Annotated in this window: 15 protein-coding genes; 6 read left to right on the top strand and 9 right to left on the bottom strand. The window is 70.4% G+C overall.

Annotation, left to right across the window (positions count from 1 at the left end):
• The first annotated feature begins 26 nt into the window (after window positions 1-26).
• Both V1634_RS18440 and V1634_RS18435 read left to right on the top strand, forming a co-directional pair.
• Window positions 27-401 (top strand): effector-associated constant component EACC1, encoded by a 375-nt coding sequence (locus V1634_RS18440; RefSeq protein WP_331209093.1) that lies wholly within the window; start codon window positions 27-29, stop codon window positions 399-401.
• 8 nt (window positions 402-409) lie between these two features.
• On the top strand, window positions 410-1,702 hold the full coding sequence (locus tag V1634_RS18435) for a caspase family protein (RefSeq protein ID WP_331209092.1): 1,293 nt from the start codon (window positions 410-412) through the stop codon (window positions 1,700-1,702).
• A 7-nt stretch (window positions 1,703-1,709) separates the two neighbouring features.
• Here the strand turns inward: V1634_RS18435 and V1634_RS18430 are convergent, their stop codons facing one another.
• From V1634_RS18430 to V1634_RS18420, 3 genes are all read right to left on the bottom strand, one after another.
• Window positions 1,710-2,663, bottom strand: coding sequence for a hypothetical protein (locus V1634_RS18430; RefSeq protein ID WP_331209091.1), 954 nt, complete (start codon window positions 2,661-2,663; stop codon window positions 1,710-1,712).
• 5 nt (window positions 2,664-2,668) lie between these two features.
• On the bottom strand, window positions 2,669-3,631 hold the full coding sequence (locus tag V1634_RS18425) for a hypothetical protein (RefSeq protein WP_331209090.1): 963 nt from the start codon (window positions 3,629-3,631) through the stop codon (window positions 2,669-2,671).
• Between the two features lie 171 nt (window positions 3,632-3,802).
• Entirely contained in the window at window positions 3,803-4,990 is a 1,188-nt protein-coding gene (locus V1634_RS18420; RefSeq protein ID WP_331209089.1) for an FUSC family protein, read from the bottom strand.
• A 405-nt stretch (window positions 4,991-5,395) separates the two neighbouring features.
• On the opposite strand from V1634_RS18420, the gene V1634_RS18415 reads away from it, so the two are divergent.
• Window positions 5,396-6,322 carry an SDR family NAD(P)-dependent oxidoreductase gene (locus V1634_RS18415; protein ID WP_331209088.1) on the top strand — a complete coding sequence of 309 codons (927 nt, stop codon included), beginning with the start codon at window positions 5,396-5,398 and terminating at the stop codon, window positions 6,320-6,322.
• Between the two features lie 57 nt (window positions 6,323-6,379).
• On the opposite strand, the gene V1634_RS18410 is transcribed toward V1634_RS18415, so the two are convergent.
• A complete protein-coding gene (locus tag V1634_RS18410; RefSeq protein ID WP_331209087.1) occupies window positions 6,380-7,441 on the bottom strand; it encodes a lytic polysaccharide monooxygenase auxiliary activity family 9 protein in 1,062 nt (353 codons plus the stop codon).
• A gap of 311 nt (window positions 7,442-7,752) precedes the next feature.
• On the opposite strand from V1634_RS18410, the gene V1634_RS18405 reads away from it, so the two are divergent.
• Entirely contained in the window at window positions 7,753-9,138 is a 1,386-nt protein-coding gene (locus tag V1634_RS18405; protein WP_331209086.1) for a serine hydrolase domain-containing protein, read from the top strand.
• 130 nt (window positions 9,139-9,268) lie between these two features.
• On the opposite strand, the gene V1634_RS18400 is transcribed toward V1634_RS18405, so the two are convergent.
• From V1634_RS18400 to V1634_RS18385, 4 genes are all read right to left on the bottom strand, one after another.
• Window positions 9,269-11,716, bottom strand: coding sequence for a M14 family metallopeptidase (locus V1634_RS18400; RefSeq protein WP_331209085.1), 2,448 nt, complete (start codon window positions 11,714-11,716; stop codon window positions 9,269-9,271).
• Between the two features lie 302 nt (window positions 11,717-12,018).
• A complete protein-coding gene (locus tag V1634_RS18395; protein ID WP_331209084.1) occupies window positions 12,019-12,699 on the bottom strand; it encodes a lytic polysaccharide monooxygenase auxiliary activity family 9 protein in 681 nt (226 codons plus the stop codon).
• A 331-nt stretch (window positions 12,700-13,030) separates the two neighbouring features.
• Window positions 13,031-13,552, bottom strand: a complete 522-nt coding sequence (locus V1634_RS18390; RefSeq protein WP_331209083.1) for a GNAT family N-acetyltransferase — start codon at window positions 13,550-13,552, stop codon at window positions 13,031-13,033.
• A 59-nt stretch (window positions 13,553-13,611) separates the two neighbouring features.
• Window positions 13,612-13,734 (bottom strand): hypothetical protein, encoded by a 123-nt coding sequence (locus V1634_RS18385; RefSeq protein WP_331209082.1) that lies wholly within the window; start codon window positions 13,732-13,734, stop codon window positions 13,612-13,614.
• Window positions 13,735-13,948: 214 nt separating this feature from the next.
• On the opposite strand from V1634_RS18385, the gene V1634_RS18380 reads away from it, so the two are divergent.
• Both V1634_RS18380 and V1634_RS18375 read left to right on the top strand, forming a co-directional pair.
• Complete coding sequence (locus V1634_RS18380) at window positions 13,949-14,170, top strand: DUF397 domain-containing protein (protein WP_407951807.1); 222 nt, start codon at window positions 13,949-13,951, stop codon at window positions 14,168-14,170.
• Window positions 14,171-14,390: 220 nt separating this feature from the next.
• Window positions 14,391-14,975 carry a hypothetical protein gene (locus V1634_RS18375; protein ID WP_331209080.1) on the top strand — a complete coding sequence of 195 codons (585 nt, stop codon included), beginning with the start codon at window positions 14,391-14,393 and terminating at the stop codon, window positions 14,973-14,975.
• A gap of 218 nt (window positions 14,976-15,193) precedes the next feature.
• Here the strand turns inward: V1634_RS18375 and V1634_RS18370 are convergent, their stop codons facing one another.
• On the bottom strand, window positions 15,194-16,060 hold the full coding sequence (locus V1634_RS18370) for an AfsR/SARP family transcriptional regulator (protein WP_331209079.1): 867 nt from the start codon (window positions 16,058-16,060) through the stop codon (window positions 15,194-15,196).
• Window positions 16,061-16,063: the final 3 nt, after the last annotated feature.

The following is a 16,063-nucleotide window of genomic DNA, read 5'->3' as shown; positions in this document are numbered from 1 at the left end:
CCGACCGGCTGCTAGCGTCAGACACCGTGACGGTTGACGATCCGACCGACCTGCGGGTGACAGTGGACGGCAGCCTCGACGAGGTGCTGTCGTTACAGCGGTGGCTCGGCGAGCAGGACGACTTCGCCGGTCGGACGCGGTTGCTGCGGCACGAACCGGGGCCGGGGCAGATGGGCGCGGTGCTCGACACGATCACGATCGCCGCGGGCGGCGGCGGTGCGGTGACCGCTCTGCTCGGCACGATGTCGGTGTGGATGCGCCACCGTAACGCCAAGATCACCGCGACCGTCAAGAAGGGCAACCGGAGCGTCACGATCACCGCGGACCGGGTCCGGGCGGCGGACCTCGCCCAGTTGAAGGAGATGGTGGCGGAGTTCTCCCGCACCCTGGACGAGGGCTGAGCCGAACGATGCCGAGCAGGGAACTCCGGCTCGCCGACCCGGACCGGTCCCGGGTGATCCTCGTCGGTACGGCGAACTACCGGTACGGGCTGCCGGAGATCCCGCCGGTGACCGGCAACGTGGAGGGTCTGGCCCGGGTCTTCCGCGACCCCCGGCTGGGCGGACTCGGCGAGGAGAGCTGCCACACCCTGGTCGACCCCAGCAAGGACCTCGCGATCCGGCAGGTCGCGGCGTGGTGCCGGGAAGCCGACGACGTGCTCGTCGTCTACTTCTCCGGGCACGGCCTGGTCGGCGAGGACGGCGAACTGCTGCTCGCCTGCGCCGACACCGATCCCGAAATGGCCGAGTACACCGCGCTGCCGATCGGCCTGCTGCGTAAGGCAGTACAGGCGAGCCCGGCCCGGACCAGGGTGCTCGTCCTCGACTGCTGCTACTCCGGACGGGCGATCCGGGCCCTCGGCGGTGCCGACGCCGACCTGCTCGGCCAGGTGGAGGTCTCCGGCACCTACACCCTCGCCTCGGTGCCGGGCGACCTCCAGGCGCTGTTCCACGAGGGCGAGCGCTACACCGTCTTCACCGGGGAGCTGATCGCCACCCTGCGAAACGGCATCCCCGACGGGGCCCCGCTGTTGTCGGTCGACGCGGTATACCGGCACCTGCTGCGCAGGATGCGCGGCAGCGGCCTGCCGGCACCCAGGCAGGTGCACAGCGACACGGCCAGCGACCTCGCGCTGGTGCACAACGCCGCCTACCTCCGCGCCGATCCGGTGTCACCGTCCACCGGTCCGCAGGGGGATCCGTTCCGGCACGTCGACCTCCTGGTACGCCGGGCCGGCGAGGAGGGTCGGGACCGGTTCGTACTCCGCGAGGCCGCCCGGGACCGGCGCTGGCCGGCGCTGGCACGGCTGCGGATGGCGGCCGAACTCGACCACCTCGGCGAGACCGGAAGCGCCCTGGAGACACTCCGCGACCTCGGCGTCGACGGTGATCTGCACCAGGTGCTGAAGAGGATGCGCGAGTTCAGCTCGCTGGTGGCGGAGAACCGGATCTGGGCGGCGGAACTCGTCGACTCCTGGGACGTCGGCAGCACCGACGACCCGGATGCGCTGTGGGGACTGATGATGGCGATCTGGTTGTCCGCGAGCGGGTTGCCGGTGCAGGCCCAGACCGCCGCGGTGGCCGAGCTCGCCGGTCACGGGTACGCCGATCAGGCGCGCAGCGTACTCAGGGGGATGTTGCGCAAGCGTGGCCTACCGGTCGCCGACCGCCGCGCCGTACAGGCCGCGTTGCAGGGACTCTGAACCGGCCTCAGTCGCGTTCGCTCACCAACCCGGGCAGCAGCCGGTAGACGGGTTCCTCCAGCGCCCGGTCCCGGACGGCGGCGGAGCCCCGATCGGCCAGCGCGTTCCGGTGTTGTCGGAGCGCCTCGCGCCGGATCACCCGCATGACGTTCGACACCCCGCCCAGCACGACCGCTCCGCCCGTCCAACTCAGCGCGTCCGCCCACTCGGGACCGCCGCCCAGGGCCCGCACGAGGCCGGGCAGGGCGACTATCGGGGAGAAGAGCAGGACGCCACCGAGCAGGACGGCCCGGACGTCGATCCGGGTCTGGGACATCGGCACCGCGTACGCCCCGGCGAACCCGGGGTGGCGCCACATCAGTGCGATGGTGTGGCCGATCGTCAACGCCGCGATCCCGGCAGCGGTCGACCCGGTCGCCAGCAGCGACACCGCCCAGCCCGGCATCGTCTGCCGCCACAGCGCGACGACGCCGACGGCCAGCAGCACGGCCCACATCATCCCGGTCGTCCAGAGCCCGTGCACACTCCTCGCCGCCTGCGGTTCTTCGCGGCGCAGCACGTGTCGCACGAGCGGGATGTGCACGGCCACCCCGGCCGCCACGACGGCGAGCACCGTCGCAGTCATGATCAGCGAGGACTGATGCTCGCCGACGTCGTATCGCAGCACCGCACCGGTGACCGCCGCGGCGCCGAGCAGCGCCACCCAGGCGCGCCAGCGGTCGTCGCTGCGCACGCTGATCATGATCGCCACCACCGCCGAGCCCACCAGGGTCACGGCGGAGTTCAGCAGCGCGGGCCGCAGGTCCGGCGGCATCCAGGGCGAGACCGACTCCCAGAGCAGTCCACCGGTGACCAGGGCCAGCGACAGCGCGGCCTGCACGACGGCGTCGCCACGGAACAGGGCGCCCACGAGCAGCCACGCCACCAGCACCAGCGTGCCGGTCTGAATCGCGTCCCGCACGACCCTCACCACCTCCGTACGATGCCCGGCAGCAGCCGGTAGACCGGCTCCGACTCGACGAGTCCGCGCAGCGCCGAGGCGACGTGCGGGCTCTCCGGCGGCTCCGGGCGGTACCGGTGCGAAGCGGCCCGGTCCAGCACCCTGCGCAGCATCTCGCCGCCGGCCACCACGCAGCCCGCGCCGAGGACGAGGAGCGCGACCGTGACCGGCGCGGGTGGCCGGAGAACATCCGGGATCGCGACCGGAATCCCCAGCGACGTCAACGCACCGGCGCCCGCCGCACCCCAGCCGACCAGTTCGACGTTGGCCGCTCGCCTGGTCCGCGACCACCGCCGGGCCCACGCCTTCGCGAACGGGCCGTTGCGGACGAGGATCACCACGAAGGTCGTGAGTTGCAGCGCGACGACGAAGCAGGTGAAGCTGAGAAACAGCAGGCCGAGCGCGGGCCAGAGCCATGGCACCAGGAGACTCGCGGCATTGACCAGGATTCCCGCCAGCGCGGTCAGCATCACCCCCCGGCACAACCGCCGGATCGGCAGGTACGTCCCCACGGCGACGTACGGTCGCAGCACCCACAGGTCGGCGAGGATGTGCAGCGCGATCAGCACCAGGGCGGCCGTCAACGCCCCCAGTACGATCCGCAGTGCCGAGTCGGGGTCGGCGAACCGGGATGCCGCGAGCGACGTCAGCGCGAACACCAGGGCGACCACGATGCCGCCGGCACCGTCGAGGCGGCGACGCAGGCCGAACGGGATGGCGACGGCCGCCGCCACGACGACGACCCCGAGCTGATAGGTCAGCACCGCCTCCTGGTCGGCGGGCATCCATCCGACGGCTTCCTCAAGGACCAGTCCGACACCGGCCAGGAGCAGGCAGGTGCCACCAACGCTGGCCGCCCGGTATCCGGTCCAGCCGACGAACGCGAGCAGCACCAGCACGAAGCCGATCCCAAGCGACGTCCCCGACATCGGGTCTCCGCGTCCTCTCGGATAGCCCACCGCGACGATGCGCTCACCAACGGCCAATCGTATCGTGCGGCGATTCCATCGGCGCTGCCCGACGCGGCGGTGGAACCGACGGCTCCAGGAGTGTCATGTCGGCACCCTCAACCACCCCGCCGGCCGGGCACGGCGCTCCGCTCAGCCGGTGCCGCCGCCGTCGGGACGCCGGTCGGCACCGGACGGGTCCGCCGCACCACCGGCGGAGTTCGTGGCCTCGAAGCTGTCTCCCGGCCTGCCGCCGGCCCGGCGTACCTCCCGCTCCGCGTCGTCGTGTGGCAGCCCGGTCGTCCCGAGCAGGTCGGTGCCGATCGCGCGGACCTGTGCGACCACCACGCTCCCGGAGAAGCCCAGCCCCTGCCGGTAGGCGGCGCTCGCCTGCTCGACGGCTTGGCACACCAGGTGCGACGCCTTCGGCAGCGACCCACGGCGGAGATCGCGTTGCACCACCCTCGCCGCCTCCGCCAGCCCGCAGAGCGAGGCCACGAGTTCGGCCGGCGCCGGCTCGTCGTCGCGGAGCAGCGTCACCGCCCGCCGGGTGAGCACCCGGGCGTTGCGTACCGCCCGTTCGAGGTATTCGGCGGCCTTCACGTACCGCTGCAACGCGGCCCGCGACCGCCAGCGCAGCGGTGCGATGGTGGCGGCCTCCCGACCCTCGGGCAGGACGTCGTAGAACTCGTCGAGCTTCTCCTCACCACGGGTCAACGCGGCCAGCGCCTCCTGCACGCGGTCCTGGTCGCGCTCCGCCAGGCCGCGCGCCGTCCCCGTCAGGCTGTCGACGAGTACGTCGAGAGCCGGCCGAGCCACCCGCGACACCACGGTCACCGGATTCACCGGCAGGAGCAGGGCCATCACCGCCAAAGCCACCGTGCCGCCGATCAGCGCGTCGATCAGCCGGGTGAAGTAGATGCCCTCGGTCGGCGGCCGCAGCGTGGCCACCAGTACCGACGAGGTGGCCGCCTGGGAGACCACACCCGCCGACCCGCCGGCCAGGATCGTCACCATCATGACCAGGGCGACCCCCACGCCGATCTGCCACGAACCGGTGCCGATCAGATAGATGAGCCCGTCGCCGACGGCGATGCCGGCGGTCACCCCCAGCACCAGTTCCACCGCCCGGCGCAGGCGCTGGCCGGACGAGATCCCCAGGGTGACCATGGCCGCGATCGGGGCGAACACGGGCTGCGGGTTGCCGACCAGTTCCGCGGCCAGGAACCAGGCCAGCGCCGCCGCCACGGCGCTCTGCACCACGACCACCTCGATCGCCCGCAGTTGGCGCCACCGTTCGACCAGCGCGCCGCGAAACTTCCGGACCCGCCGGGTGCTCATCACCGCCACCCGGACGGTCTGCGGGCCACCACAGTTGCCACAATAGGAAGGAAATATGACGGCAGCGGGCTGATCTGTCATATGGCAACCGCGTACCCGACGAGAGCGGCCGATCCGGTCAGGTAGTCCCTTTCCGGGCCCGGAGTCGAAATCTCCTCGTCCCCGCGGGCCGGTCGCCAAAGAGTCGGCCGGCGAAGCAGCGCCGCCGACCAGCGCTTGAAGTGGTGCCGGGCGGGAATGCTGGGCCGGTAGGCGGACGATCATGACGAGCGAAGCGTGAGCGCGACCGGTACCGGCAGCACCGCGCGGACTGCCCGCCGCGCGGCGCACGGGGAGCGCGCTGCGGCGGGTGCGGACGGTTGCCGGGCGAAACCACCCAGGAGTGAACCAACCGAGAGACGGATCATGGCACGGATCGTCACACCGTACGGGCGGCACTCCACCGCCGAGGAGGTCATCGCCGGGATCGACCTGTCCGGACGCCGAGCCGTCGTCACCGGAGGCGTCTCCGGCATCGGTCTGGAGACGGCGCGGGCGCTGGCCGGCGCGGGGGCGCAGGTGACGGTGACGGCCCGGGACGACAACGCCGCCCATGCCGCCGCCGACATCGCGGCGTCGACCGGAAACCCCGACGTGCGGGTGGTACCCCTGGAACTGACCAGCGTCTCGTCGATCCGGACCTTCGTCGACGACTGGGACGGACCGTTGCACATCCTGGTCAACAACGCCGGCATCATGGCCCTGCCCGAACTGCACCGGACACCGCAGGGCTGGGAGGAACAGTTCGCCGTCAACCACCTCGGCCACCACCTGCTCGCCGTCGGACTGCGTGACGCGCTGGCCCGGGCCGAGGGCGCCCGCATCGTGTCGGTCAGTTCGGCTGCCCACCACCTCTCCCCCGTGGTATTCCAGGACATCCACTACCTCTCCCGCCCCTACCACCCGCAACAGGCGTACGGGCAGGCCAAGACCGCCGTGGCCCTCTTCGCCGTCGGCGCCGGCAGTCGCTGGGCCCGGCTGGGGATAACCGCCAACGCCCTCAACCCGGGCGCGATCGCCACCGGACTTCAGCAGTACATCGGCGGCGACCTGGGTGTTCCGGTCGATCTACAGAAGAGCCCGCAGCAGGGCGCGGCCACCTCCGTACTGCTGGCCACCTCACCGCTGCTCTCCGGCGTCACCGGCCGCTACTTCAACGACTGCGCCGAGGCGAGGCCGGTCAGCGTCCCGCCCACCGACCAGGCGGAACTCGCCTCGTCCGTCGCCGACTACGCGATCGACCCGGAGAAGGCCGACCGGTTGTGGCGGATGTGCGACCGCATGGTCGGCTGATCCGGGGCAGCGGAACGGGGGCGGCACCGGTCGGCGCCACCCCCGTCGCGGTTGCTGCTACCTGGCCGTACAGGTCAGGGTCGGTGCGGTGTTCGTGCCGTTCCAGGAACCGTTGAACCCGAAACTGGTGCTGCCGTTGGCGCTCAGCGCGCCGTTGTGACCGGCGTTCGTGGCCGTCACCGACGACCCCGACGAAGTTATCGTCGCGTTCCACGAGTTGGTGATGCTCTGGCTGTTGGGCCAGGTCCAGTTCACCGTCCATCCGGAGATCGCGGCGTTGCCGGCCCGAACGGTGACCTGGGCGCCGAAGCCACCCGACCACTCGTTGGTCTTCGCGTACGTCGCGGTGCAGCCGCCGTTGCCCGACGGCGGCGGGGTGGTCGGCGGCGGGGTGGTCGGGGGCGGGTTCGTGGGGGGTGGGGTGGTCGGCGGCGGGTTGGTCGGGTTGCCGCCACCGCCGAAGATCACGTCACTGCACAGGTAGTACGGCTGGTCGAGGTGGCTCGCCTGCCAGATCGTGTAGACGACGTGCCGCCCGGTGCGGTTGCCCGCGTTCACCTGGGCCTCGTACAGCCCGGTGGTCGGGTAGCTGCCGGTGCGCAGCACCAGGTCCAGGCTGCCCCAGGTGAGCGGCTGCGTGGTCGGGTCGAAGCCCTGCTTGGTGATGTAGATCAGCATGTAGTCGGCACCGTGCCGGGCCCCGTCGGTCAGCGTCAGCGTGAAGTTGTTCGGCATCGGCTTCGCGACCCATGCGCCGACCGCGTCGAGCGAGGCGTACAGCCCGCCCTGGGTACGACCGCCGCTGCAGAGCTGCCCGTCCGGGACGGCGGCCTGGTGGTTGCCGCCGACGTTCTCCCGGAACAGGCCGTTCCAGTTCCACATGGTGTTCGGGTTGGCCTGCCAGGCCTGGGCGCACATCGGGTCGGTCTGCGCCATGTTGGGGTTGAGGTGGTCGTCACCCCAGCGCTCCCAGCACCCGTAGTTCCGGGACGGCGGGTTGGTGACCGATCCGTGCGCCGAGGCCGGGCCGGCCTGGTTGACCACGACCATCGTGAGCCCGGTGACGAGGACAGCGACCGCACCGAATATCAGACGGCGGGCTCTTCGTGCAGCTTTCATCTGTGCTCCAGCATTCCGCCGACGCCTGTGTCGCTCGACGGGATGCCCTGGCCCACGAGGAAACACGCGCCGACACCAACGTCATTGATCTCGGAACCGCGGGCAGGACGACTGCGCTGCCTGCGGCGGCGGGGTGGCTCCCGCGATGATCGTACTAGATACATCTAAATATGTGAATCTCATTGCGGGAGTTTCCCCGGGCCCCGCGAACCCGCCTCGCCGTCGTGCGCCGACCCGGCAACGGGCGGACTCGTCACCGAGGGCCGGCGGGTCGGTGGTGCAAAGCATCCCCGGCTGTCAGGATCACCGCCATGGGCATCACCCGTCGTACCCTGGTCAGCGCCGGTCTCGCCGCCGCCACCGCCACCCTCGCCGGCTGCGACCGCCCCGACGGGGCCGGGTCGGACGCGGCGTGGGGCGGCGCCGGCAGCAGGACGCGCACGACCGGAGGCGGGAGCGGAGGGGCCGCCGGCACCGCGCCGACCGGTACGTCGACCCCCGGCGGCGCCCCCGGGCCGGCGAGCGCGCCGGAACCGGTGCCCGGCAACCGCCTCGGCTACGCGGCGGACGTGACCGCCCTGCTCAAGCGGCAGCTACCCGCCACCGCGAACACCTTCCAGCACAGCGGCTTCCCCGGCGCGGTCGCCACGGTCCTGGTCCGAGGGGTCGCCACCGTGCACACCGCGGTCGGCGAGGCGCTGCGCTACGGCGCCGGGCCGAAGCTTCTCCCGGCTGGTCAACGGGTCCCGATGCGCCCCGACTCGATCTTCGACCTCGCCTCGGTCACCAAGGTCTACACCGCCATCCTGCTGCTCCAGCAGGTGGACCAGGGCCGGGTCGACCTCGACGCCCCGGTCCGCCGCTACCTGCCGGACTTCAGCGGTACCGGCAAGGACAGGGTCACCGTCGAGATGCTGCTCACCCACACCAGTGGCCTCCCGGTCGGCGCCAAGGTCACCGGCCTGCCCGACAACACCGCCCGCTGGAACGCCGTGCTGAGCACCCCGCTGCTCGCCGGCGCGACACCCGGCGACACGTTCCGCTATTCCAGCGTCGGCCTGATGGTCGCCGGCAAGATCGTGGAGAAGGTCACCGGCCAGCGCCTCGACCAGGCCCTGAAGACCAACCTCACCGGGCCGCTCGGCCTGCGCGACACCGGCTTCAACCCCAACACCTGGCTCTCCGCCACCGCCAGATCCACCCGGCTGGTCGCCACCGACGCCCGATCCTCCCGAGGTCTGCTGCGCGGCACGGTGCACGACGACGTCGCCAACCACCTCGGCGGGATCGCGGGACACGCCGGCATCTTCGCCTCCGCCACCGACGTCGCCGCGATCGGCCAACTCCTGTTGGGCGGCGGCACCTACCGGGGTACCCGGATCCTGGCCGCCGAGACCGTGGCCCGGATGCTGCGCAACCACAACGCCGGCAAACCCGCGGTCGACCCCGACCGCCCGCACCGCACCTCCGCGCACGGCCTCGGCGTCGTCCTCGACCAGCCCTGGTTCATGGGCGGGCTCTCCTCCCCGCACACCTTCGGCCACACCGGCTTCGCCGGCCCCTCGCTGCTGGTCGACCCCGCCCGCAAACTCGTGCTCGCCCTGCTCACCAACCGGGCCCACCCCAACTGGAGCTGGGCGGACCCCGACCCGGTACGCGCCGCCGTGGCGGACCTGCTCGCCCGGTCCGTCAGGTGATCGACAGCCCCGCCGCGACCGCACCGGTACGCGCCAGCGTCCGGAACCGCAGCACACCCGCCCGACGCGACGCGGCGGCCGTGGCACCCGGAGGAGCCGCGGCCGCCACGTGGTCGTGTCGGAGCCGTCGTCACCGCCGGGGCGGGATGGCAACGCCCTTGCGGTAGTTCTTGCCCCGGCCGTCCGGACGGTAGTTGTTCTCGACGTTGCCGGCCGCGTCCACCGAGAACCAGTGGATCCTGGTCCCGTAGCGCACGGTCAGGGTCTCGCCGCCCTCCCGGATGCCGGCCGAGCCGTAGAGCGTGGACGAGTACGTCGGCTTGCGGCCGTCCAGGGTGTAGAAGACCGCCGCCGGCTCGCTCACCTCGAACCTGACGTCCACCATTCCAGGCGTGGCGCTGCGGGTGACCGAGAGGCCGCTCTCCGGTCGCCTGCGGTCGGTGTCGAAGTCCCGCGCCACCCGCATCAGCTCGACGAGTCCGTTGGCGAACTCCATCGTCTCGTCGTGCGCCTCGGCCCACTCCGGCTGGAACGACGTGCCGACCTCGAAGTTCCAGGCGTAGATGCCGTACTTGTACCAGAGCATGTCGCCGGAGTTCCCGGCGGCCGAGTAGAGCACGTCGGAGATCGGGCCGGTACGGGCCGGCGTGACCGCCATGTTCCGGTGCCGCTTGATCGAGGTCAGGATCCGCGACGAGGCGCCCCAGAAGAACGACTCCTCGCCGAGGGTCGGCCGGGGCGCCGAGATGCGGCCCGGTGTGGCGTACGCGCCCGGCGACCACATGAAGTAGTTGCCGGAGGAGTGCAGGTTCATCGAGAACTTGATGTTCGGTCGGGAGGCGAGCCAGTCGAGGTTCCGGTTCTCCGGCTCGGACAGCTCGCCGGGGCCCGCGTAGGTGCCGCTGGTGCAGCTCGGCGACGCGCCCGAGTAGCCGTCGAAGAGGCTGTACTCGGTGTAGTTCCGGTTGTTGTCCACGCCCCAGGAGTTGCGGCCGAGCGCGTCCGCCGACCCGGTCTGCGGGCAGTGGTTCGTCATGTTCTTGCGCTGCGAGTTGAAGTCGTAGAACGAGTAGTGCCCGCCGTCGGGGTTGATCGACGGGGCGATCCAGATGTCGAGGTTGTCCAGCAGGTCCCGGGTCCGGCGGTCGTGGCCGTAGTTGCGCAGCAGCCGTTCGGCGGTCTCGATCGTGACCAGCGGCGGCACCCACTCCCGGGCGTGCTCCTGGGCGTACGCGAGGACACCCAGCTTGGAGCTGTTGCGGTGCTTGCCGATCCGGATCGCGTACACCGGGTGCGGGTCACGCGAGACGCTGGCCGGCGCGCTCAGGCCGTCGGTCAGCGGCGTCGACGCGGCCGGCGCCACCACACCGCCGCCGGTGTCGCCCCGATAGGTGTACGCGACGACCAGCGATCCGGCGGTGGCGTTCAGCGCCGCGACGACCTCGGCGGCGGTGCTGGTCACCGCGCCGGAGGCGTCGGTGCCGAGGCTGACCCGGATGGCGTTGCCGGTCACCTGCACCGACAGCGCCTGGTCGGCGGCGCCGGGGTCGGCGAACTCGACGGTGATGTCGTTGCCGCCCTCGTGCCCCCACGCCTTGGAGTCGACCGCGACCCGGCTCGAGTTGGCGGCGCCGAGCACCGCCTGCGCCTTACGCCGGTAGCCGTTCGTCTTGTGCGGCAACTCGACGATCTCGGCCAGTCTCGGGTACTGCTCGGCGAGCTGGTGGATCCGGTCGTAGAGTTCGGTCGGGGTCAGGTAGCTGGAGACGAAGTCCTTCTGGTAGCCGGGACCCTCCGGGTTCTCCCTCGGGATGGGCAGCCACTGGTTCACCTTGGCCACCGCCACGTCGCCGCTCGGGCTGGTGATCTGGATGTAGTTCGGCCGGGCCGTCACCGTCGAGGCGCCACGGTGGTAGAGGTACACCCCGGCATCCACGAAGCGGGAGATGGTCTGGGTGCCGCCGGAGCCCATCGGGGTGCCGGGACCGCTGTCCCGGGTGACGGTGAGGGCGTCGGTGGCGGTCTGCCCCTGCGCCCACTTCGCCTCCACCGACAACACCTGGTCGGTGCCGGAGGTGTAGTAGTCGGCCCGGATGATTTTGACGTCGGCGGGTGCCTGGGCGCCCCGGCGGGACTGGGTCTCGCGCAGCGCCTCGTTCTCCGCCGCGTGGGCGGCGATGGTCGCGTCACGCTCGGCGATCCGTCGGGCCGAGTCGGCGGGGGTGAAGAGCACCTCGCCGAGCCGGTAGCCGCTCGCCCGCAACGTGGCGACCTCGTTCGGGGTGACGACGGCGTGCACCACGATGCCGCTCGCGGTCCGGCTCACGTGGTGGTCGAGGTCGACGCCGGTGGCGACCAGCCTGTCCAGCTCGTCGCTGTCGGCGAGCAGGACCTCCACCACGCTCGTCGCCTCGCCCGCGAGCCGGCCGAGATCGGGGTGTCCGCTGGTGTCGGATCCGGATGGGGTCGGGGTCGGCGCGCCCGCCGTGGCCGGGCTGACCAGGAGCAGGCCGGCGAGGGCGGCCGATGCCGCGACGACGACGCGGCGTCGCCAGCCGGGGCCAGGAAGATCTGACATCGCGTTGCAACCCTTTCTGCGCAGTTCTCCCCTTGTGGGACCGGCCGCCGGGGAGACGGCGGACCGCTGGATGACACGCAGGATGCAACAGCCGCCGGGACCGGCGGCGATCGTTGCCTACTGCCCGGGCTGGATAATCTTGAAGCTGTCGTGATCGTCTTGTCAATCACCGACCACAGAGGAACGGTTACGCTCCGTCAGCTCGCTCGGTTCCCGCCCGGCGCGGCAACGTTCCGGAAAAAACCGAACCGGCCCAGGACGATGTCCTGGGCCGGTTCAGACTCGACTGTCGGTCGTGCCGATCAGGCGATGTTGATGTCGCTGCACCACATGTAGGCCTGGTCGAGGTGCGACGCCTGCCAGATCACGAAGAGGATGTGGTGTCCCGTGCGTCCCGAGGTCGAGACGTTGAACGAGATGTTCTGGGCGGGCGCGTACCGGCCGGTCGTGGTGATCAGGTCGAGGTTCCCCCAACCGAGGCGCTGGGTGGCCGGGTTGAACCCCTGCTTGGTGACGTAGGCCCGGAAGTAGTCAGCGCCGTGGCTGGCCTGGTCGTACAGCTGGACGGTGAAGCTGCGGCCGACGTTGGTCGTCTTCCACGCTCCGGGCTGGTTCAGGCTGTTGTTCCTGGAGAGGCCGTTGCTGCACAGCTGGCCATCGGGGGTACTGCCCTGGAAGTTGCCGCCCAGGCCGTCCCGCAGCGCGCTCATCCAGTTCCACATGGTGTCGGGGTTGGCCTGGAACGCCTGGTAGCACATCGGGTCCTGTTGCTGCATGGCCGGGTTGGTGTGGTTGCTTCCCCATGCCTGCCAGCACTTGTAGGCGCGAGATGCCGGGTTGACGATCGTGCCGTGAGCTTGGGCCGCGCCGGTCCAGGCCAGCGAGCCGGCCACCATGGCGAGCACCAGGACGAGCGCTCGGAGGGACTGGTGGGCGGCGGACCGGGGTCGCCGGCCGGACTGGTCGTGGTGGTGTGAACGCACTGTACATCCTCCTTCATCGGCGCTCAAGATCGGTCTGGGAGCGCTTCCAGAAGTATTACAGCTACGAAACGAAATATCAACGATCGTCTATTAGTGCCGCCGTGGGTCCAGTTCGCCGGAGTCGCCGCTAGTGCAGCCTAGTCTGTCGGGTTGCGACGGTCTGTGGCGATCCGGCAAACAACGACGCCTTCGACATAAGCCCAGGTCGCGGGCGACGACCACCATCACCGGGAGCATCCGACCCGACCCGCCACGGCGAGGATCTCGACGCGACGACCGTTCGACCCTACCTCCCGGACCACGGCCGCGCCCGCTGGCCGCACCTCGTCCGCTACTGACGGTCACCCGGTCGGCGGGACGTGCGCCGGAACTCGTACTGCCGCTGGAGTGCTCCGTACTCCACGAACCGGTGCTGAAGCGTCGCGCCGTTGCGCTCCAGAAGCCTCGTCGAGCGTTCGTTGGCGTCCTGGGTCACCGCGATCAGGATCTCCTCTTCCATTTGCGAAAAGAACCAGCCGACCAAGGCGTTGATCGTCGCGGACGCCAGGCCCCTACCCCAGAAGGCCGGCCGCAGCTGGTAGGAGATCTCCCAGGGGCCGCGCTTGCGAGCCAGGTCGCCGCTGCCGGCCAACTCGCCGGTGGACCGGTCGATGATCACGAACCGCCCCCAGGCCCGTTCGGCCAGGAGCCGAGCGGCCCTCGACGCCGCGGTCGCCGGGTCGAGCGCTCCACCGAGGAAACGCCGCACCTCACCATCCGTGTAGAGCCCGGTCAGCCCGGCCAGATCCTCGGCAGCGGGCCGACGGAGAAGCACGGGGCCGGCATCGAGCGGGGTGGGCAGCCAGACGACCACCGCATCATGATTGCACCGCCGGCACGCGGGCGGGCGCGGCAGCCACACCCACCAGCAGGTCAGTGGGTTGCCAGGCCGAGAACGCCGAGCGCGGTGGCGAAGTCGGCGGCGCCAACCAGATGACGGATGCCGCACTCGCACAGCTCGACCCGACGGCCGGCCGCGTCGAAACGCCCGGTCACCCACTCGCCGGGCTGGTGCGCGGCGAGGCCGGAACAACATCGGCTCCGGATCGGCGATCGGCTCCCCGATCGCCGCCTGCGACGCGCCGAGTGGTCGTGCGGGGTCGTCGGGTACCGCCTCGGCCAGCGCACTCGGCAGATGATCGAGGGCGTATGCGATCGCTCCGGCCAGGGTCGGCGGGGTCGCTCGCCGGCGAGGTCCATCATGGTTAACATGACCGGTGTTCAGTGGCGCGAGAGCACCCGCAGCGGCGACAACGGTGGCGAGTGCGTCGAGGTCGCTGACAACCTGACCGGCGTCGTCGCCGTGCGCGACAGCAAGGACGAGGTCGGACCGGTCCTCGCCTTCCCGCCGTACGCCTGGTCCGCCTTCGTCGTCGGAGTCAAGACCGGCGTCCTCCCCGCTGACCGCCGCGCCGCAACTATGATCCAGTAATACCAGGGGCAGATCAGGCTTGTTACGCGCCGTAACGCCTCGGGCCGCACATCTAACGGGCTAGTCATTCCTGCAGCGCCCGCTCATGCCGAGATCAATGCACCGACGGCCTCGATCAAGGTTGTGCATGGGGTCCTACCGTGTCAAGATCCATCAAAAGGTCGACCGCGACCATTGATTCACTGGAAACCCCGTTGCACTGGAACACTATCCTGATTGCATGTCCGACGACAGCGGCAGCGATTCGAATCTGCAAGCACTTTTAGCTGAATTCGCCGCACTACGACAAGAGATCCTTGATCTCAGCGCCCAACGACACAATCTGCTCATCTACCAGATCACGACAGCGGGGGCACTTTTCGGATTCGCCTTATCCGGCGCGAACCGGACGACCCTCTTGCTAATCCTACCCGTCTCGACATACTTGCTGTATTCGCGGTATGTGCTTATGAGGCGAGATATTGCTCGCCTCGGCCGATACATCGAAACCGAGCTCTCCCCTCGGGCGCCCGGCGGCCTCAACTGGGAAGAGTTCAACCGGCTACGTTCTCGAAGGAGTTCGGTGGGCCTTCTGCAGCCAACTTTCATTGCGTTCCCAGGAATATCGGCACTGGCACTCACGGCTGCGACACCCGCGATATTTGAGGAACTAGTGGAGTCCTCCAAGGCTCAAGGCGTGGGTCTCCTGATCGTTTGGTCGGTTGGCCTTGTCTTGACCTCGTTCATTGCATATCAGGTCTGGGAGAACAGCGTGCGTCCGTTCTTGCTCCGCCGCGATTCTGAGCGTCGCGACTATGGGCGCTGATTCACTGCCGCCTCGACTTGCACGCGCACTGCAACGAGCCCGCCAGGCCCGTACGCGACATGCGGAACCACAGGAACTGAAGCGCTCACCGTCGAACCGTAATACTTTTCCTCCTCGCTTCTCGCGGCAACAGTTGCGAAGCCGGCCATGCAGACGTGTTCGCCACGGTTGCCAGGACGCAGAGCAGAGCGGACGTGGGCTCACGATGGACCGCCGGGTCAGGAGCGTTCCACCGACCCGGCCGCCGCCCGGCGACGCACGATCCGGGCTGGCACGCGCACCGGATGGCGGTGTGGCAACTGCTCAGGCGGATACGGAGTCGGCTGGGCCGCCTCAACGGGCAGCTTGCGTTGCAGGATCGCGCGGTGCAGGGCCGTCAGCTCGTCGCCCGGCTCCATCCCGTACCCGGTGATCAACGCGACCCGCGCGCTGCGGTAGGCGGCGAGCGACCCCGCCAGGTCACCACTGCGGTAGCAGGCGACCATGAGCTGCCCCCAGGCGCGCTCCCGATGCGGATGGTCGCCGAGGAACTCGTGCAGCAGCGCCCGGGCCGCCTCGTACTCTCCCGCCCGGACCAGCACGTCCGCGTACTCCTCGGTGGCGGCGAACCGCTCCGCCTCCAGTACGGCGGCACGGGCGGCCAGCGGGCCACCCTGCGACACGTCCTCCAGGGGCGCTCCCCGCCAGTACCCGACAGCACACCGCAGGGCTCCGCCCGCCCCCGCCAGATCACCGACCTCGGCCGCGCGCCGCCCCTGCGCCAGCGCGGCCCGGAAGCTCGTCACGTCGAGAGTGAAGCGGACCCGGGACGGCGGGACGATCCGCCATCCGGAATCGTCACGCACCAGGTCGGCGCGGTCGGCCAGCCACGCCCGCAGCCCGGACAGGTAGGTGCGCAGGTTTGCCGCTGCCGACCGTGGTGCCTCCCGGCCCCACAGTTCGGCCACCAACCTGGTACGTGACACGGCGCCGCCGTCGAGCAGCATCAGGGCGAGGATGCGGCGCCGGTTGCCGACCGGCGCTGTGACAGGCTCCCCGTCCTGACGGATGTCCAACGGCCCCAACAGTCCGACCGCGAGTTCCATCGC

It is taken from the genome of Plantactinospora veratri, assembly GCF_036421995.1.
Lineage (GTDB): Bacteria > Actinomycetota > Actinomycetes > Mycobacteriales > Micromonosporaceae > Plantactinospora > Plantactinospora veratri.
The sequence above is the reverse complement of the archived record's forward strand: the minus strand, read 5'-3'. Positions and strand labels throughout refer to the sequence as shown.